We start from the raw sequence: 18,021 nt of genomic DNA, 5'->3' as shown, positions 1-18,021 counted from the left end.
CATTTGAGCCGGATGTGATGTTGGAGAAATCAACCGCCTGGGCACCGCCTTTGGACGCATTCAGTGAAATCATCTGGCCGTAGTTGTTGAGTGTCACGCTGGCCGTGGGCTGCGCCATCTGGATGACGTCGTTGTCCGCGGTCTGGATGGTGGCCGTCGAGTTCGCGGCACTGCCATTGTTGATGACCAGGCCGGTGACCCCGGTATTGTCGCGAATGGCGCGTCCAGTGCCGGTTTGCGTTATCAGGCCGAGATTGCTGAGCGTGGCGCTGTTACCCGTGATGGTGACGGCCACCGTCGAGCCGCTGATGGAGAGCGTACCATTGGCGGCCACCGAGCCGGTCTGACCTGAGCCGGAACCCAGGGTCTTGGCGGAAGTATCCGTGGTCCCGGACGCCACCGTGAAGTTCGCTGCGCCGGCGGCATTGGCCGCCAACAGACCCGCGACGAACACCGGAATCGAACCTGCCTTGCCGATGACTGGATTGCGCACGCTGCACCGTTCTGTTTTGACATGGGTCGCCAGCAAGATGCGCGACGCGTATTGGCCACGCGTGACGGGACCATGACGAATTTGTTTCGAGAGCTGCGGGCAATTGTCCGACAGTGGTCAGTCCGGCCCGGACGGCGCCGTGGGTTCGGCCCGCGCGGCGGAAATATATGCAGTGCGATTGAAAAGATAGCGCACGTATTCCATCACCAGGAACCCCACCAGCACCGCCAGCGCCCATTCCAGCCATTCCGGCAGCAGGTGCACCGTGATCTTCTGCCGCGGCAGGATGCCGAACAGATTCTTCAGCGCGCGGCGCTCGACGGAATGGTAGGTCGACAGCACGGTGACGAACGAGCCGGCGACGAAGCCCACGAAATTGCCGATGGTGGTCTTGACGAACAGCCCTTTGAGCTTGGGCCGGGTCAGCGCGTGACGGAAGAATTCATGCATGGCGACGCACTCCGCTCAAGCCGGCTTGAAATACCGCAACAGGCCGCGCGCGGCCAGGAACAGGCTGCCCGCCAGCGCCACGTATGCGCCGCCCGCCACCGAGACATGGCGCGTCACGAGTCCGGTCCCGCGGCTCCAGAGGTTGTTGGCCAGTCGCGTGAGATCGCCCGCCACGGTGTCGGGATCGGTCCGGATCAGTTCGTGGCCCGTGCGGTGATACAGCAGGGCATAGCTTCCGACCAGCACGATCAGCGGCAGCAGGTGCAGCAACCAGGTCTCGCGCGGCAACCCCTGGTAGGGCAGCAACAAGGCGTAGATGCAGGCCAGGCACAAGGCGCCGAACGGCAGCGCGAGCAGCAGGTAGTAATGGCGCACGCCGAAGAACAGCTGCGAAGGCTTGAGCACGATGGCCGGCAGATCGTAGAAACGCACGCCGTGCTCGATACCGCTCACCCAGACGATCAGGCATTTGACGTAAAACCAGCCCAGCAGCAGGCAGATGACGGCCAGCCAGGTGAGCGGGTCCCAGCGGGCGATGGCGCGCAGCGGCGGCTGGCGTGCGGGTGTCGACGGCGTGGCCTCCATGCTTCCCTCACCCCCCATCAGTCTGGTTGCGAACTTCATCGCTTGCGGTACATTTTAGGCCCATGCCCCTCCATCGGAACACCACCCAAAAGACCGGTCGGAGCCTTGCGATTGCCGTCGTGGTGTGCGCCGGCGTGTTTGGCTGCGCCACGGTCGACCAGAAATTCGGCAATGACGCCTGGTACCAGAAGACCAGGGAAGGTACGGCGAAGGCCGCCGACGTCTCGACCAAGGCCGTGGTGCAGGCCGCCGACGCCAGCCGGACCATGGCTGCCGAAGCCTACCAGCGCATGCAGAAATACGCGGCCGAGCGGGATCTGCTCAAGACCTTCACCGACGCCAGCGAACACAGCGAATCCGTCGTGCTGGAAGTGCTGCATCGCCAGCAGCCTGCGAAGCCCGCCGTGGGCGGCGCCGGCACCAGGGCCGGCAAAGGAGGCAAGACCGGCACCGGACGCGCGAGCGGCCCGGGTGGCGCGGCCGGCACCGCGCCGCCCACGTCCGTCGCAGCGGCGCCCACCACGCCTGATCAGTACACCGGTTCGCTGCGCTGGCCGGTGGATGCGTGCATCATCAGTTCCCGCTTCGGCGCGCGCTGGGGCAAGATGCACAAAGGCCTGGATCTCGCCGCCGAAACCGGCGAACCCGTGTACGCCATCGCGGCCGGCACCGTGATCTACGCCGGCAACGGCCTGCGCGGCTATGGCAACGTGGTGATCCTGCGCCACGACCGGAACCTCACCTCGCTGTACGCGCACAACAGCGAGCTCAAGGTGAAGCAGGGAGACACCGTCGTCCAGGGCCAGCTCATTTCGCTGCTGGGCAGCACGGGCCATTCGACCGGACCGCACGTGCACTTCGAGATCCGCGAAGGCGATGTCGCCGTCGATCCGATGCTCAGGTTGCCCAAATCGAAGTTCGCGGACCTGATCGATCCGGAGCCGGACACCAGGGTCGCCAGCGCGATCGCGCGTTGATCGGGCGCCGTCAGCCGCGCGCCGTCACCACCAGCTCGCGACGCGTCGACAACAGCCGGGCGCTGCGCCGCTTCATCCAGATCATCACGCCCGTCACGCTGAGCGCGGCCACGCCGAGGCCGAGCAGCGACATGAAAATGCGATAAGGCAGTCCGAACACTTCCGCCATGTGCAGCATGTTGATCCAGGCCACGAAGCCATCGGCACGCGTCACGCCTTGCGGTCGGTGCAGGTCCAGCACGTCCCCATTGCGCGCGTCGAAGGTGAGCGCGGTGGCGCCCTCGCGATCCGACCGGTCGAGACTGGTGCGCGCGTACAGCGTGTACGCACCCGTGCTGGCGTCGTAACTGAGGCCGGTGGGCTGCTGCAGCGAGAATCCCTGGCGTGCACCCAATGTCGCCAGCCGCTGCAGGCCCAGCGCCAGGGCGGCGTGCGCATCGAGCGGCGGCTGCACCAGCGGCTCGGCCAGCGCCGGCGCGACGAAGTCCCGGCTCGCGCCGAATGCCCGCATCACCGGCTTGCCCACCTGCGGCAGGATCAGGCACACCGCCGACCACGCGATCACGAACAGCATCGGCCACAGCCACAGGCCGCCAGCGCGATGCAGGTCGAACGTCAGCTTGTGCCCGGCCCGGCCGCGGATCTTCCACGCCGGGCGCCAGCGTTCCCACCACTGACGCGCGCTCTGCCTCGCGTCGCGCCGCGGTCGCTGCGGCAAGGTGAGGTAGAAACCCACGAAGCAATCCAGCGCCCAGACCAGCGCCGCGATGCCGAACGCGAGCTCCCCCCAGGTGCCCAGGACGTAGCCGTAGTGAAGGCTGTAGAGGAAGGGCACGATGTTTTCGGGCCCGTCGCCGAGTCCGCCCCACTTGTACTGCAGCTTCACCGCTCCTGTGAACGGATCGGCCCACACCACGTCGTAAGACAGAGCGGGTGCACCCGGTCTGGCCGCGACGAACAGTCGCACCGGACGATCCGGTTCGATCACGAGGGGGATGTACGAAACGACCACGCCCAGCTGGCGCTGCACGCTCTCGGCAAGGGTCACGCCATCGAGCGGCTTCGAGCCAGCACTGGGTGCATGCGTGCTCGCGATATCAGGCCGGCTGGCGAAGTTGAGCGATTCCTCGAACGGCAGGATCGCGCCCGTCACGCTGGCGATCACCAGGAAAACCGCGAGGGTCAGTCCTGCCCAGCGGTGCACCAGCACCCACAGCCAGCGCAGCGCCGGCAGCCGCGAAGTGGTGTGTGTCGTCACTGAAACCCTTGCTTGATAAGTGTGGGAGTTTCTACCATGGACGCAGATGCGAATCAACCTCATTTGCATCTGTGAGGCCGCGTCGCCGCGAGAAGCTGTGCACGGCCTCCACCGCCCCCGACCACGCAGGCTTCGCGCCACCCGTGAGCGCGAGCATGGAACTGTCGCGGTGGCAGCAATTACGCCGCTTTAATTGGCGGGCGCCGCGTGACGCTCCCAGTATGCAGCCCGCAATCCCATCATCCGAGGAGCAGACTTTATGAAGAAGTCACTGATCGCAGGCGCCGTTGCCGTCACGCTGCTGTGCGCGGGCGCGGCCATTGCCGTCGAACCGGTGCGCGATGTGAGCAGCCATCGTCATCCGAACATCGCCGCCGCACAGCGTTTCGCGCGCCAGGCGTTCGAGAAGATTTCCGCGGCCCAGGAAGCCAACGAATTCGATCTGGGTGGCCACGCAGCCAAGGCGAAGGAGTTGCTGGAACAGGCGAACCAGGAACTGAGGCTGGCGGCCGAGACGGCCAACAAGAACCACTGACTGGCCATCGCTGCGGGCACTGCGGGCACCGCCGGCGCGTCCGGCGGCCTCCACGCGCGTTGATTTGACATGCAGGTATTTACCTGCCTATTATCCCCAGGCCTTCTGAGCGGAATTGCATGAATCAACCGGACCTGCTGTTCAAGGCACTGGCCGACCCGAGCCGCCGCCGGCTGCTGGATCTGCTGTACGCCCACGACGGCAGGACACTGGGCGAACTGTGTGAGCACCTCGACATGACACGCCAGTCCGTTACCCAGCACCTCGGCCTGCTGGAAGCGGCCAACGTGGTCACCATCCGCTGGCGCGGTCGCGAGAAGCTGCACTTCCTCAATCCGGTGCCGCTGCAGGAGCTCTACGAGCGCTGGATCCGCAAGTTCGAAAAGCCGCGACTCAAGGCGCTGCATGAACTCAAACGCACCCTGGAGGATGATTCGACATGAACAAATCGACTTTCGTCTACGTCACCTACATCCGCACCACGCCGGAGAAGTTGTGGTCCTCGCTCACCACCTCCGAGTTCATCAAGCAGTACTGGTTCGGCATGGACTGCATCAGCGACTGGCAGCCGGGCTCACCCTGGAAACTGGTGTTCAGCGACGGTCGGGTGGCCGATGCGGGCGAGATCCTCGAAGCCAATCCGCCCGCGCGCCTGGTCATCAAGTGGCAGAACCAGTGGAATGAGGAAATGAAGGCCGAGGGCCACACCGTCTGCACGTTCGAAATCGAAGCCGCGCCCGACATCGGCCCGAAAGCCGTGAAGCTGTCGGTCACGCACACCATGGATCGCCAGGACTCGAAGTTCATCGGCGCGGTGTCGGGTGGCTGGCCCAAGATCCTCTCCAACCTCAAGTCGCTGCTGGAGACCGGCGAGACGGTGCTGGCCAGGTCCAAGTAGCGGCGATGATCGGCTGCGGCCGGGCCGCGCGGTCGCGGAGCGGTTCAGCCGGCCAGCAGCGGGATCAATACTTCCGCCGCGCGCCGGCACTGCGCCCCGTCGACGTCCAGGTGCGTCACGGCGCGGACCGTACGCGCGCCGAAGGCATTGAGCAGCACGCCCTGCTCGCGCGCCTGGGCGGTGAGCGTCGGCGCATCGATCGCCAGCGTCGCGGGCAGATGGAACACCACGATGTTGGTCTGCACGGAGGCGAGCTCGAGCTGCACGGGCGCAGCGCCGGCGAGGCGCTGCGCGAAATCCCTGGCGTGCGCGTGATCGTCCGCGAGGCGCGCCAGGTTGTGATCCAGCCCGTGCAGCGCGGCAGCGGCGAAGATGCCGTTCTGGCGCATCGCACCGCCCATGCGACGCCGATGGCGGTCGGCCGACTGGATCAACGCCTTGCTGCCCGCGAGCAAGGAGCCACCGGGCGCGCCCAGCCCTTTGGAGAACGCCACGGCCACCAGGTCGAACGGCGCCGCCAGTTCCGCCGGCGACAGGCCGCTGGCCACACTCGCATTCCACAGCCGCGCGCCATCGAGGAAGCTCGCCAGGCCCTGCTCGCGTGCCGCTTGGCAGATGCGCAGCACTTCCGCCTGCGGCACCACCACGCCGCCCGCCCGGTTGTGGGTGTTCTCGATTTCCACCAGCGAGGTCGTCGGAAAGATCGAAAACGTGCGCGGCTTGATCGCCGCCAGCAATTGCGCCGCGCTGAACACGCCGCGCTCGCCGATCTCATGGATCTGCACGCCGGCATTGGCCGCGCCCCCGCCCGCCTCGTGCCAGGCGGCATGCGATTCGCGCGCTGCGATGACTTCATCGCCAGGGCGCGTCAGCACGCGCAGCGCCACCTGGTTCGCCATCGTGCCGGTGGGCAGCCAGAGCGCCGCTTCCTTGCCCAGCAGCTCGGCGAGGCGCGCCTGCAGGCGGTTGGTCGTGGGATCTTCACCGTACTGGTCATCACCCACCGGCGCCGCGGCCATCGCGGCGCGCATGGCTTCCGAAGGACGCGTCACCGTGTCCGAACGCAGGTCGATGGGCGGGGTCATGCCGCACTATACTCACGCTTTCCGGATTTTTGCGAGGCAGGCATGACGCATTCATTTGGCCGCTCATTCCGATGGCTGGTGTTCGCTGGCATGGGCATGTCGGGCATGGCCATGACCGCAAGGGTGCACGCCGCCGATCCCGGAGCGGGCGCCGCCCCCGCGGCAGCGTCGGGGCCGTTCCAGCCGCCCGCCCTGTATGCGGAACCGCTGCCGACAGTGCACGCGGCGGGCCGGCTCACGTATCCGATGCACGTCGTGGGCCTGCGCGATCTCACGTACAAGGAAGTCGCAGGCTACCGCCCGCTCAAACTGGATCTGTACGTCCCGGAGAACACCACGGTCCGTCATCCCGCCGTCGTGTGGATCCACGGCGGCGGCTGGGAAATCGGCAATCCGCGCGCCGACTGGACTTACGGCGACTGGACGCAGGTGCTGGCCCGGCTGGCGGCGCGCGGCTACGTGGTGGCCGCCATCACCTACCGCTTCAATCGCGAAGCCGCCTTCCCGGCCGCGATCCAGGACGTGAAGGATGCGATCCGCTTCGTGCGCAAGCACGCGGACCTGTACGGGGTCGATTCCGGCCACATCGCAGCCTGGGGGCTGTCCGCGGGTGGCCATCTGGCGGCGTTGGCCGGCACGACGTGCCATGTCGATGCGCTGAACGCGGGCTCCAGCGATCCGGCGCTGTCGCCCTGCGTGCAGGCCGTGGTCGACTGGTTTGGTCCCGCGGATTTCAATCTCGGCGCGTCCAGCTCCAACGTGGCGAAGCTGCTGGGCTGCGCGGCGGAGGCCTGCACGCACGACGAGCTGGCTCGTGGCAGTCCCGTCACGTACGTCAGCGAAGGCGCGCCGCCGTTCCTCCTCATGCAGGGCGGCGAGGATCCGCTGGTACCGCCGGAACAGTCGGCGCGGCTCGAGGCGGTGCTCAAGGCGCACGGCGACAGCGTGCAACGCATCGTCTATCCCGGCCTGGGGCACGGATTCTCCGGAGCGACCCCACAGCAGGAACAGCAGTTCCTGGACGAAGTCTTCAGGTTCTTCGACCGGACCCTGCATGCCGCCGCGTCCCGCGGCTAGTCCTCCACAAGAATCAATCGCAGCGCAGAACAACACCAAGTCGGCAAGATCATCGACATCGAGAACGCCGAAGGCAGCACCCGCGACAAAGTGGCGGAGGTGTACGAGAAATACTCGCACGATGGCGACCTCTCCAGCTACGTGCAGACGGCGACCATGGAAGTGTTCAAGGCCGTCACCGCGGAGTACACCGCCCCCGACCTGATCGCGCAGCGCTCCAAGGTGTCGGGCGACATCAACGCGCTGCTGTCCAGCGCGGAACAGAAGCAGAAGGTGGCGATCGCCGAAGCCGAAGCCAGCGCCGTGCGCGCCACGGCGGATGGCGAGGCCGATGCGCAGCTCAAGCTCGCGACCGCGAAGGCGGATGCGATCAAGGTGCAGGCTGCGGCGCTGGCGGCCGGCAGCAAACCCTGAGGCGACCGTCGGGCGCCCGGGCCACGCGGCTGCTCACGCAGTCGCGTGGCCGAGCTCGGCGTCCTTGGCCTCCGGCCCCGCGGACATCACGATGGCGATCAGCAGCGCGGCGCCACCGGCCACCAGCGCCAGCGCCAGGGAATAGTTGCCGCCGTGGCGTTCCGCCAGTTCCCCCTGGAACACCGCGTTCACCGAAGCGATGAGATTGCCGAGCTGGTACACGGTGCCGGCGAAGGTGCTGCGCACGCCCGGCGGCGACAGCTCGTTGAGATGCACGGGCACCACGCCCCAGGCGCCCTGCACGCAGAGCTGCATCAGGAACGCGCCGGCCGCCAGCGCCACGGCGCTGGTCGCGTAGGCCCAGAACCCGATCATCGGCAGTGCCAGCAACGCCGCGGCGATGACGGCTTTGCGGCGGCCGATGCGCTGGCTGAGCGTCGCGACCAGGAGCCCGCCCACGATGGCGCCCAGGTTCAGCGTCACCGTGATGAACGTGACCGTGGCATCGTCGAAGTGATGCTGCACGCGCAGGAAGGTGGGATACAGGTCCTGCGTGCCGTGGCTGAAGAAGTTGAAGCCCGTCATGAGCAGGATGGCGTACAGCGCCAGTTTCCAGTGCCGACGCATGAACGGCGTCAACGCGGCGCCCAGCAGCAGCAGCGGCACCACACCCGCCACGATGTACAGCAGGCCCTGCTCGCGGCCGAAGCGGATCAGCACGCCGAGCATCAGCGCGAGAATGGCGGCGACGACGAGCAGGTGCAGCAGATGCCTGGCGCCCTGTGCGCTGGGCGGACGCCGCCAGACGGGTGACTCGGATACGCGCGTCAGCAGATAGAACGCCAGCAACAGGCCGGGTACCAGTCCCACCATGAACATGCCGCGCCAGCCGAACGGCGCGTGCACCAGGCCGAAGGCGATCGAAGCCAGCAGATAGCCGCCCGGATATCCGGACTGCAGCAGGCCGGAGACCAGGCCGCGGGCGCGGGAAGGAATGGACTCGAATGCGAGCGAGGCACCGATCCCCCAGATGCCGCCCATCGCGACGCCGAACAGTGCGCGCACCACGAGAAACACCGTGAGCGTGGGCGCGAATGCAGTGGCGAACCCGAACAGCGAATACAGGAAGATGTTCAACGCCAGCACGGGCCTGCGGCCGTAATCATCGGCCAGCCGCCCGAACAGGAACGCGCCCAGCGGCCGCACTGCGAGCGTCAGCGTGACCGCCAGCAGGATGGCCGGGATCTTCACGTCGAACTGCCTGGCCAGATCGGCGGTGACGAAGGTCAGCACGAAAAAGTCGAAAGCGTCGAGCGTCCAGCCCAGGAACGCGGCGATCACGGCGCGCCGCTGCGGAGCGCTCCACGACGCGCTGGTGGCCGTTGGCGCGGATTGATCTGCCCTCACGCGATCCCCCTGCTGGATAGGCCTACCTTATCTGATTTTTAATCGCGCGGAACCGCGCATGGACGGGATCTGTGTAACTCTACCGCCGGATGAACACCGTCCCTTCCCGCGTCTTCCGATCGCTGCAGATACCCAACTATCGCATCTGGGCGGCTGGCGCGTTGGTTTCCAACGTGGGCACCTGGATGCAGCGCACCGCCCAGGACTGGCTGGTGCTCACCGAGCTCACGCAGCGCAATGCCTCGGCGGTGGGCCTCGTCATGGCGCTGCAGTTCGGCCCGCAGCTGCTGCTGTTGCCGTTCACGGGATTCGCCGCCGACTACTTCAACCAGCGCAAGCTGCTGATGGCCACGCAGGCGACGCTCGGCGCGCTGTCGCTGGCGCTGGGCGTGCTCACGGTCACGGGCGTCGTGCAGCTCTGGCACGTGGACGTATTCGCCTTCCTGTTCGGGTGCGCCACCGCCTTCGACGCCCCGGTACGCCAGACGTTCGTCTCGGAGCTGGTGGGCGAGCAGGACCTCTCGAACGCCATCGCGCTCAACTCCACCTCGTTCAACGCCGGCCGCATGGTCGGCCCGGCGGTGGCCGGCCTGACCATCGCCTCCATCGGCAGCGGTTGGGCATTCGTGCTCAACGGTGTGTCGTTCATCGCCGTGCTGTGTTCGCTGGGATGGCTGGATGTGGGCGCGCTGCACACCAAGGAGCGGGCACGGGCCGCCAGAGGCAGCCTGATCGAAGGCTTCCGCTACGTGTGGCGGCGCCCCGATCTCGTCACCATGCTCGTCATGTTGTTCCTGATCGGCACCTTCGGCCTGAATTTCCCGATCTTCATTTCCACCATGGCCGTGAAAATTTTTCACGCCGATGCTGGCCGGTACGGGTTGCTGTCATCCGTCATGGCGATCGGCACGATCACGGGCGCGTTGATGAACGCGGGCCGCGACCGGCCGCGGTTCGCGCTGCTGGTGTGGGGATCGGCGATTTTCGGTGTCGGCTGCACGCTGGCGGCGCTCGCCCCCGGCTACTGGTGGTTCGCAGCGACGCTCGTGATCATCGGCATCGCCGCGCTCACCTTCATGAATGGAACCAACAGCCTGGTGCAGCTGTCCACCGAGCCTGCGATGCGCGGACGCGTGATGGCGATCCGCCTGGCGGTGGCGCTGGGCGGAACGCCGCTGGGCGCGCCCATCGTGGGCTTCATTGCCGATCGTTACGGGCCGCGCTGGGCGCTGGGCGTGGGGGCGTCCGCCGGGTTTGCTGCCGTGCTGGTCGCGCTGTACGCCGCTTCGCGCCGCACCGCGAAGCTCGGCGATGTCACCCCGGTTTAACCAAAATGTCAGAGCTACTGTCACCGGTTCCCTGCTAGTTTTCTCCTCACCGACATTCGCCCGTCGCAGCATCGAGGAGATCCCATGGCCAGGCTGACACTCCGGGAAAAGGTGCCTACGCTCGATCCGCACTCGAGCCTCGCGCTCATGCATGTCAATGCCTGGCTGAAGCAGGGCCGGGGTCTTGCCCTGGCCAGGCCCGATTGCGGTGAGCCGGTTCAATCCACCGGCGGCCGCGAGGTGAAGGAACCCGTGTTCGTGCTGCCTTACGAGAAGGCCTGAGCTGCTCGCGGATGACCGCGCACCTGTCCTTGCGTCCTCAGGCGCGTTGCTTGCGCGGCGGCGTGCGCCAGGTGCGCACGATGAGCAGATGCGCGAGGATGGCCAGCACACCATTGACGCACAGCGCCGTGCGCACGCCCAGCAAGCCCACCGTTGCGCCGGTGAGCAGGCTGCCCACGGATATCCCGCCGCGCATGGCCAGCATGTAAACACCCACCGCGCGGCCGCGCAGCCCGGGTTGCGCCGCGCCGAGCAGCAGCGTGTTGGCGCAGGCGTTGCTGATCGTCATGCACAGTCCCGCCAGCACCAGCAGCGCGGGCAGCCACCAGAACCAGCGGTCCAGCGCCGCGAGCACCACCAGCACCGCGTACGACACGCCCAGCCATGAGGCCAGCGGCCGGCGGTCACGCCCGCGATCCACGGCCAGCAACGCGGTCGCTCCGAGCAGACCACCCAGCCCGAACGCGCCCACCGCAAGGCTGAAGTGGCCGACGGCGCCCTGGAACCCCTCCTTGATGAGCACCGGCGTGAAGGTGATCAGCGGCGAGGTCAGCAGGCTCGTGGCCAGCACCGTGAGGATGGCGCCGCGCATCAGGGGGTCGGCGGTGACTTCGCGGATTCCTTGTCCCAGCTCGCGGATGTGGAACGAATGCGCGTCCAGCCGCGCCTTTGAACCACGCGGCAACACCCACAGCGCCACCAGGATGAACGGCAGGTAGGACGCGGCGCTGACCGCAAACGCGCCCGCGGCGCCCACGCTGGACATCAGGATGCCGGCGATCGCAGGTCCCAGGATGCGCGAGAGATTGAACTGGGTCGAATTGAGCGCGATGCCCGCCGCGAGCTGATCGGAGCGGACGATGGACGGCACGATGGTCTGGAAGGATGGCATCGACAGCGCGTCGGTGATGCCCACGATCAATGACAGCGTGATGACCACCCACGGCTGCACCAGGCCCGTCCACAGCAATACCACGATCAGCGTCGGACACAGCATCTGGATCGACTGGAACAGCGCGATCACGTGGCGGCGATCCGCGTTGTCGGCCAGCGCGCCACCCACCAGCGTCAGCAGGAACACCGGTGCGCCCATGGCAAACGAGTCGAGGCCCAGCAGGAACGGCGATGCGCCCAGGCTCAGCAGCAGCCAGGGCTCGGCCACCTGCTGTGCCCAGGTTCCGATGCTCGACAGCAGGCTCGAGAACCAGAAGGTGCCGAAGCGCCGCGTGGCCAGCAGACCCAGCGACTCGCGGAACGTTGACTGCGGCATGCGGCCTTGTGTCACCGCGGTTCTGTTTCGCATGGCGGCGCAGTCTAGCGCGCCGCTTCGCGTCCCCGCTGGCCGCGCCCTAGTTCAACCTATTGAATTGCTTCATTAGATAGAACGCCTCTGCTAAGATGCGCGCCGCCTGAATTCACCGAATCGCTTTCGATCAGACGGGGGTATGAAGATGAAGAGGCTTGGTTCCGTTCCGGCCCTGGCCGCGGCCGGTTTGATCTGCGGGTTGCCGATCGGGCATGGCGCGCTGGCGGCGACCCAGGACTCCGCCGCCGATGCCGGCACGCTCGAAGAAGTCATCGTCACTGCCGAGCGCCGCAGCGTTGATCTGCAGAAAGTCGCCGTCGCCGTCACCGCCATCGATGGCGCCGACCTCGAACAGCGCGGCGTCGACTCCGTCGCCGAGGCGCTGCAGAACGTCCCCGGCGTGGTCGTGCAGGGCATCACCGACGGCCCGTCGCAGCAGAGTGTGCAGGGTGCGGGTGGACCGCCCAACATCTCGATCCGCGGCCTCGGCACGTCGGCCGTGAACACGGCCGGCTCGGTCGCCATCTATGAAGACGGCGTGCTGCTGCAGGGCGGCGGTTCGAATTTCTACGACATGTCGCGGGTCGAAGTGCTGCGTGGCCCACAGGGCACGCTGTACGGCCGCGGCGCCACGGCCGGCGCCGTCAACTTCATCACCAATGATCCGCAGCAGGACTTCGAAGCGTCCGGAAAGGTGACATTCGGGTCCTTCAACCTGGTCGGCACACAGGGCATGGTCAACATTCCGCTGACCGACACACTGGCGATCCGCGCGGCCTACAACCAGGCCCGTCATGACGGCTATTTCAACAACGGCTGGAGCTCGGAGGACGACGTCGGAGCGCGCGTCAAGGCGCTGTTCAAGCCCGGCGACGATTTCTCGCTGCTGCTCGGCTACACCGACTACCGCTCCAACGGCTCGGGACCGGGCCAGGTGCCGCTCGCGACCAACGCCGAACCCTCCGACTGGACCACCGATCTGGCCGGCGGCGCCTCGGATGTGATCGGCTATCGCAAGGTCTACACCGATGTCGAGGCCAACCTGGGCTTCGCGCGCCTGACCTACCTCGGCAGCTACCAGACCACGCACAGCGACTGGGCCGCACAGGGTTCGTTCGCCTACCTCGACATCACGCAGCCCATCAACCAGACCTGGACCAACGAACTGCGCCTCGCGAGCAGCACCGATTCGCGCCTGACCTGGCAAGCTGGCGTCTACGCCTACCAGAACCGGCTCGAGACCGCCTACCAGCCGGGGCCGGCCCCCACTGCGGGCGGCGTGTTCACGCCCTTCTTCATCTATGCGCAGCGCTTCCATCCGCGTTCACTGGGCCTGTTCGGCGAAGCGACCTTCGCGTTCACCGATCAGACGCGCGCCACCCTCGGACTGCGCGAAACGCGCGACCACGTGGATGTGGCCTTCGCGGCCGGCGTGGGCGCAGCGTTCACGCGCAGTTCGACCGACATCAACCACTTCGACTGGAAAGCGCGTGTCGAACACGACCTGGCCAGCAACAACCTGCTGTACGGTTCCATCACCACCGGCTACCGGCCCGGCACGTACACCAACAACATCCTGAACCGCAACGAAACGGTGCACGCGTACGAAGTCGGGTCCAAGAACCAGGTGGGCAACACGATGACGCTGAACGGCGCCGTGTTCTACTACGACTACGGCGGCTTCCAGGAGCCCTACTCGATCCCGAACCCTGCGCATCCCACCTACGGCGGCGTCGGCCTGACCGTGGTGGTGCCGGCCAGGTTCTACGGCGCGGAGCTCGAAGCCACGATCAAGCTGTCGGCCAACGACAAACTGACCTTGTCGCCGACCTGGCTGCATGCGACCTACACCTCGAACATCACGGTCATCAGTCCGTTCGACGGCTCGGTGTACGCCAACGTGCAATCGGACGGCGGCGCGGTGCCGACGGCACCGAAGTTCGGCGTGTCGGGCAGCTACGAGCACGACTTCGTGTTCTCGAACGGCTCGGCGCTGAAGTGGGAGGCCGACGCCCACTACCAGACCAGCCAGCTGACGGATTACGACACCAGCAACTATCCGTCGACCAACCCCGTGTTCCAGCAGGGCGCGTACGCGATCGCCAACAGCGCGCTCACGTATACGGGTAGCAGCGGCAAGTACAGCCTGTCGGCCTACGGCAGGAACCTGTTCAACAAGATCTACAAGGTGACGGTGTACAACCCGCAGCCGCCGTATGTGTTCGTGGATGATCCGCGCACCTTCGGCGTCTCGCTGGCCGTCAAGCTGTAAGGCGACACAGATGCGCGCCACCGGCAAACCGGCGCTGGCTTCCGCCAGCGCCGCCTGCTCCCTGCTCCTGCTGGCGAGCGCCGCCGCTCCCGCCGCGAACCATCCGGCAACGAAGTTGCCGGACTGGTCGGGCACCTGGGCCTGCGACGACAGCTGCTTCCAGGCCAGCGAGGACAGTTTCGGCACCGACCAGGGGCGCGTACCCCTGACGCCGAAGTACCTGGCGCTGCGCGCGCAAGCGCGCGCCAATCGCGCACAGCAGAACCTCTCGTTCTGCCTGCCGGCGGGCACACCGGGCATCCAGCAACATGGCGTGCTGCACGAGTTCCTGTTCACGCCGGACCGCGTCACGATCATATTCGAAGATGGCGAGATCCGCCGGATCTACACCGACCATCGCGCCCATCGTCCGCTCAAGGAAATGACCGCCAGTTTCATGGGCGATTCCATCGGCCATTGGGAAGGCCAGACGCTGGTGGTCGATACCATCGGCTTTCCCAAAGGCAGCCTGTTCCAGAACTACGGACTCACCGCCACGCTGCAGACCCACCTGGTGGAACGCTATCACCTGAAAGACAAGGACCACCTGCTGGTGGACAGCGTGATGACGGATCCGGCGATCTTCGCGAGTCCCTACATCTATACGCGCGGCTACAAGCGCGTGCCGATCACGATGGATGAACCGCAGTGCCGTTACGGCAATCACGATACCGGCGAAAGCGTCGATCTGACGCCGCCTCCCGAGGACGAATAGACATGAAACCGCGCATTGCCGCTTTGGCATCTCTGCTGGCGTTCGGCACGGCCCATGCCCACCACTCCGCGGCCATGTTCGACTCCACCAAATGCGAGTCCGTGTCAGGGACGGTGCGAAACTTCCAGTGGGTGTATCCGCACACCTGGGTGTGGATCGTCGTGCCGGGCGCGAACGCGAGCGCGGATGCTGCCGGTGACATCTGGGGCTTTGAATTTCCGCCGTCGGGCAGCCTGGCGCTGGCGCCCAACTGGTCGCGGACCGCGCTCGAGAAGGGCGACAAGGTCACCATTTACTACAGCCCACTGCGCGATGGTCGCCACGGCGGTCTCGGCAACACCGTGGTGCTCTCGGGCACCAGGATCCTGCATGGCGCGCCGAACGCCTTTGCCTGTGACGAGAAACTGTGGAAGCCCGGTCCGAGCGGCTCGCCGATCGATGCCATCAGCACGCTGAAGCTGGAAAACGGCAGGATCATCGAGCCCTGAGCGGCAGCCTTGGCCGCTTTATGCAGCAATATCAAGCGCTTGGAGCGGCAACGCTGTCAGCCCCTCGCCGTGCGTAAATCCCGCTAATATCGTGGGCGGGTGAAGGCCAGAAAACATATTGGAGCGCTCCGATGGCGATGAAATCCGGTAATCCGGCGCTGAAGTCCACCACCTTCGACAACCTGGCGGTCTCGGACAATCCGATGACGCTGCCGGGAACCATCAACCGCACGGCCATGCTGCTGGCCATCGTGCTGATCGGCGCGGTCTGGGTGTGGAGGTTGTATTTCGCCACGCACCAGACCGAGGCCATCGCGCCTTATCTGCTGGTCGGCTCGGTGGGCGGCCTCGTCATGGCGCTGGTCACCATGTTCAAGAAGACCCTCTCACCCTACACCGCGCCCGCGTACGCCTTGCTGGAAGGTTTCGCGATTGGCGGCATCTCCGCGCTGTATGAAGCGCGCCAGCCTGGCATCGCGCTGCAGGCCGTCGGACTCACCTTCGGCGTGCTGGCCTGCATGCTGGCCGCGTACCGGTTGCAGATCATCAAGGTGACGGAAAGGTTCAAGCTCGGGATCGTCGCCGCGACCGGCGGCATCGCGCTGCTGTACCTCGTCGACCTCGTGCTCATGTTCTTCGGTCACCCCGTCCCCATGATCCACGAAGGCGGGACCGCAGGCATCCTGTTCAGCTTGTTCGTCGTGTGCATCGCGGCGCTGAACCTGGTGCTGGATTTCGATTTCATCGAAAAAGGCGTCGCGCAGCGCAGCCCCAAGTACATGGAGTGGTATTCGGCGTTCGGGCTGGTGGTGACGCTGGTCTGGCTGTACCTGGAGATCATCAGGATGCTGGGCAAGCGCAGATAGTCGTCGCCCAGCGCTCCGATCCTCATCCAGGCGCCGAGGCGCCAGCCACCACGATGGGCTCGTCCAGGGCCCGCCGGTAGTCGTCCTCGCTGATCGCATCCACCGAACGCAGCTTGGCCAGCAGCTGGTCGATCAGCGCGCGCAGGCCTGGCCCAGGCATGCCGTGCGCGAACGAGCTCTGGTACTTGATGGGCCCGGGAATGATGGCGATGAGGAACGCCATCTGCGCCGGCGTGAGGGCCTGCGGCTCGCACTGGAAATACCGGCGCGCTGCGGGCCGCAGGCCGCGCAGGTCCGGCCCCCATTCGATGATGTTCAGGTAGATCTCGAGGATGCGGTCCTTGCCGAGCGCCGACTCGAGCATGAAGGTGATCGCCAGTTCCTCGAGCTTGCGTCCGAGCTGCTTGTCGCGCGATAGGAACAGGTTCTTCGCGAGCTGCTGCGTGATCGTGGACGCGCCCCGCGCAGCGTCGCCGCGCAACCAGTTGGTGAGCAGCGCCGCGGGCAGTTCGCGCAGATCGATGCCGTGATGGCTGTAGAAGCCGGCGTCCTCGGAGATCAGCAGCGTGCGCACGAACAACGGCGGAACGTCGCGCAGCGCGATGAAGTCGGTCGATTCGGGTGATACGTTGATGGCGCGATGCGGGCCCGCACCTTCGTCGGCGGCGAAAACGAAATCGCCGCGCAGGCGCAGGATGGCGGGCGGCATCTGGCGCGGCGGCGTGTAGTTGATCTTCTGGGTCACGACGAGCGAGGCGGGATCCGAGAGACGCCCGCGCACCTGCAGATCGATGGCCGCCGTGCCGAGATCGTGGGCGCCGTCCTGCGGCAGACCGAGGCTATCGGGAACTGAAAGTCCCGATGTGCCCAGCAGCTGCGCGAAGTCCAGTTTCTGTACGCCGAGCGCGAATTCGATGGCCGGATCGGAGTCGAGGTCGCGCAATGACACCGAGCCGGACAGATCCGCCCCGGCCACCTTCGCATGCAGCTCGGGGATCTCGATGGTGCCACTGCTCCGCGCCCATGAGCCATCGAAGCGCAGCGAGACATCCGTCGGATCGCCAAGCTGGGAATCCTCGGCCGCACCGTCCGCCAATGCACGCAGCCGGGCGTCGCGTGCCTCAAGATTCACGTGGAAGCTCAGCGCATCGCTGCTGGTCTCCAATTCCGCGTGTCCATCCGCAATGCCGCCATCGAACAGCGGGTTGGCATCGCGCTGCACATCGAACAGTTGGCTGACATCCAGCCCATGGGCCTCGACACTCCAGGTGTTGCCAGGCGACTGGCTCACGTGTCGGATCGACAGGCCTTGCTGGGGCGCCACGAGCGTGAGCCGCAGATCCCCGCTGCGGATGCCCGCGACGTTCCAGGCGCTGGCCGGCGCGCGGACGCTGAGGCCCGCCGGGCCGGTGAGTATCGCGCCGCGTGCCGCGAGCCGCAGCCGGCCCAGCCAGCTGGCCGCGACGCGATCCGCGTGCAGCCGTGCGCCGTGGCCAAAGTCGAGGTCGACGGCTTCCAGCCGCAGGAAAGGCCACACGCCGACGTG

20 protein-coding genes are annotated in these 18,021 nt (G+C 66.4%); 12 read left to right on the top strand and 8 right to left on the bottom strand.

Annotated features, from left to right (window positions below; genetic code table 11):
• From VFG49_RS15905 to VFG49_RS15895, 3 genes are all read right to left on the bottom strand, one after another.
• The coding region (locus VFG49_RS15905) for a hypothetical protein (RefSeq protein WP_324862278.1) at positions 1 to 493 on the bottom strand (493 nt) is incomplete at its 3' end.
• A 117-nt stretch (positions 494 to 610) separates the two neighbouring features.
• Positions 611 to 943, bottom strand: coding sequence for a hypothetical protein (locus tag VFG49_RS15900; RefSeq protein ID WP_324862276.1), 333 nt, complete (start codon positions 941 to 943; stop codon positions 611 to 613).
• Between the two features lie 15 nt (positions 944 to 958).
• On the bottom strand, positions 959 to 1,528 hold the full coding sequence (locus tag VFG49_RS15895; protein ID WP_324862274.1) for a hypothetical protein: 570 nt from the start codon (positions 1,526 to 1,528) through the stop codon (positions 959 to 961).
• A gap of 62 nt (positions 1,529 to 1,590) precedes the next feature.
• Here VFG49_RS15895 and VFG49_RS15890 point away from each other — a divergent pair, with 62 nt between their 5' ends.
• Entirely contained in the window at positions 1,591 to 2,505 is a 915-nt protein-coding gene (locus VFG49_RS15890) for a M23 family metallopeptidase (RefSeq protein WP_324862272.1), read from the top strand.
• A gap of 10 nt (positions 2,506 to 2,515) precedes the next feature.
• Here VFG49_RS15890 and VFG49_RS15885 read toward each other — a convergent pair whose 3' ends face one another.
• Positions 2,516 to 3,763, bottom strand: coding sequence for a PepSY-associated TM helix domain-containing protein (locus VFG49_RS15885; RefSeq protein ID WP_324862270.1), 1,248 nt, complete (start codon positions 3,761 to 3,763; stop codon positions 2,516 to 2,518).
• A 259-nt stretch (positions 3,764 to 4,022) separates the two neighbouring features.
• Between VFG49_RS15885 and VFG49_RS15880 the strand changes: the two genes are divergently transcribed.
• The 3 genes from VFG49_RS15880 to VFG49_RS15870 all read left to right on the top strand — a co-directional run bounded on the left by VFG49_RS15880 (position 4,023) and on the right by VFG49_RS15870 (position 5,196).
• Positions 4,023 to 4,298 carry a hypothetical protein gene (locus VFG49_RS15880; RefSeq protein ID WP_324862268.1) on the top strand — a complete coding sequence of 92 codons (276 nt, stop codon included), beginning with the start codon at positions 4,023 to 4,025 and terminating at the stop codon, positions 4,296 to 4,298.
• A 119-nt stretch (positions 4,299 to 4,417) separates the two neighbouring features.
• Positions 4,418 to 4,741 (top strand): metalloregulator ArsR/SmtB family transcription factor, encoded by a 324-nt coding sequence (locus VFG49_RS15875; protein ID WP_324862266.1) that lies wholly within the window; start codon positions 4,418 to 4,420, stop codon positions 4,739 to 4,741.
• Positions 4,738 to 5,196 carry an SRPBCC family protein gene (locus VFG49_RS15870; RefSeq protein ID WP_324862264.1) on the top strand — a complete coding sequence of 153 codons (459 nt, stop codon included), beginning with the start codon at positions 4,738 to 4,740 and terminating at the stop codon, positions 5,194 to 5,196. The genes VFG49_RS15875 and VFG49_RS15870 overlap by 4 nt, the downstream gene beginning before the upstream one ends.
• A gap of 44 nt (positions 5,197 to 5,240) precedes the next feature.
• On the opposite strand, the gene VFG49_RS15865 is transcribed toward VFG49_RS15870, so the two are convergent.
• Positions 5,241 to 6,281 (bottom strand): GntG family PLP-dependent aldolase, encoded by a 1,041-nt coding sequence (locus VFG49_RS15865; protein WP_324862261.1) that lies wholly within the window; start codon positions 6,279 to 6,281, stop codon positions 5,241 to 5,243.
• Positions 6,282 to 6,371: 90 nt separating this feature from the next.
• Here VFG49_RS15865 and VFG49_RS15860 point away from each other — a divergent pair, with 90 nt between their 5' ends.
• Complete coding sequence (locus tag VFG49_RS15860; protein ID WP_324862259.1) at positions 6,372 to 7,358, top strand: alpha/beta hydrolase; 987 nt, start codon at positions 6,372 to 6,374, stop codon at positions 7,356 to 7,358.
• A gap of 99 nt (positions 7,359 to 7,457) precedes the next feature.
• Positions 7,458 to 7,772 (top strand): hypothetical protein, encoded by a 315-nt coding sequence (locus VFG49_RS15855; RefSeq protein WP_324862257.1) that lies wholly within the window; start codon positions 7,458 to 7,460, stop codon positions 7,770 to 7,772.
• Between the two features lie 33 nt (positions 7,773 to 7,805).
• Here VFG49_RS15855 and VFG49_RS15850 read toward each other — a convergent pair whose 3' ends face one another.
• A complete protein-coding gene (locus tag VFG49_RS15850; protein ID WP_324862255.1) occupies positions 7,806 to 9,179 on the bottom strand; it encodes an MFS transporter in 1,374 nt (457 codons plus the stop codon).
• 89 nt (positions 9,180 to 9,268) lie between these two features.
• On the opposite strand from VFG49_RS15850, the gene VFG49_RS15845 reads away from it, so the two are divergent.
• Positions 9,269 to 10,507 carry an MFS transporter gene (locus VFG49_RS15845; protein ID WP_324862252.1) on the top strand — a complete coding sequence of 413 codons (1,239 nt, stop codon included), beginning with the start codon at positions 9,269 to 9,271 and terminating at the stop codon, positions 10,505 to 10,507.
• Between the two features lie 84 nt (positions 10,508 to 10,591).
• Positions 10,592 to 10,789, top strand: coding sequence for a hypothetical protein (locus VFG49_RS15840; RefSeq protein WP_324862251.1), 198 nt, complete (start codon positions 10,592 to 10,594; stop codon positions 10,787 to 10,789).
• A gap of 37 nt (positions 10,790 to 10,826) precedes the next feature.
• Here VFG49_RS15840 and VFG49_RS15835 read toward each other — a convergent pair whose 3' ends face one another.
• Positions 10,827 to 12,059 (bottom strand): MFS transporter, encoded by a 1,233-nt coding sequence (locus VFG49_RS15835; protein ID WP_324862249.1) that lies wholly within the window; start codon positions 12,057 to 12,059, stop codon positions 10,827 to 10,829.
• A gap of 181 nt (positions 12,060 to 12,240) precedes the next feature.
• On the opposite strand from VFG49_RS15835, the gene VFG49_RS15830 reads away from it, so the two are divergent.
• From VFG49_RS15830 to VFG49_RS15815, 4 genes are all read left to right on the top strand, one after another.
• On the top strand, positions 12,241 to 14,367 hold the full coding sequence (locus tag VFG49_RS15830; protein ID WP_324862247.1) for a TonB-dependent receptor: 2,127 nt from the start codon (positions 12,241 to 12,243) through the stop codon (positions 14,365 to 14,367).
• Between the two features lie 10 nt (positions 14,368 to 14,377).
• The gene (locus VFG49_RS15825) at positions 14,378 to 15,121 is read left to right on the top strand and encodes a hypothetical protein (RefSeq protein ID WP_324862245.1); all 744 of its coding nucleotides are present in this window, start codon (positions 14,378 to 14,380) and stop codon (positions 15,119 to 15,121) included.
• Positions 15,122 to 15,123: 2 nt separating this feature from the next.
• Positions 15,124 to 15,609: a DUF6152 family protein gene (locus VFG49_RS15820; protein ID WP_324862243.1), complete on the top strand. Its 486-nt coding sequence runs from the start codon at positions 15,124 to 15,126 to the stop codon at positions 15,607 to 15,609.
• A 137-nt stretch (positions 15,610 to 15,746) separates the two neighbouring features.
• A complete protein-coding gene (locus tag VFG49_RS15815) occupies positions 15,747 to 16,475 on the top strand; it encodes a Bax inhibitor-1/YccA family protein (protein ID WP_324862280.1) in 729 nt (242 codons plus the stop codon).
• Positions 16,476 to 16,497: 22 nt separating this feature from the next.
• On the opposite strand, the gene VFG49_RS15810 is transcribed toward VFG49_RS15815, so the two are convergent.
• A partial coding sequence (locus VFG49_RS15810; RefSeq protein ID WP_324862241.1) for a transglycosylase domain-containing protein occupies positions 16,498 to 18,021 on the bottom strand: 1,524 nt, incomplete at its 5' end.

The organism is Dyella sp., assembly GCF_035685885.1.
Classification (GTDB): Bacteria; Pseudomonadota; Gammaproteobacteria; order Xanthomonadales; family Rhodanobacteraceae; genus Dyella.
Note: the sequence above shows the minus strand (reverse complement) of the source record. Positions and strands in the feature narration are given on the sequence as shown.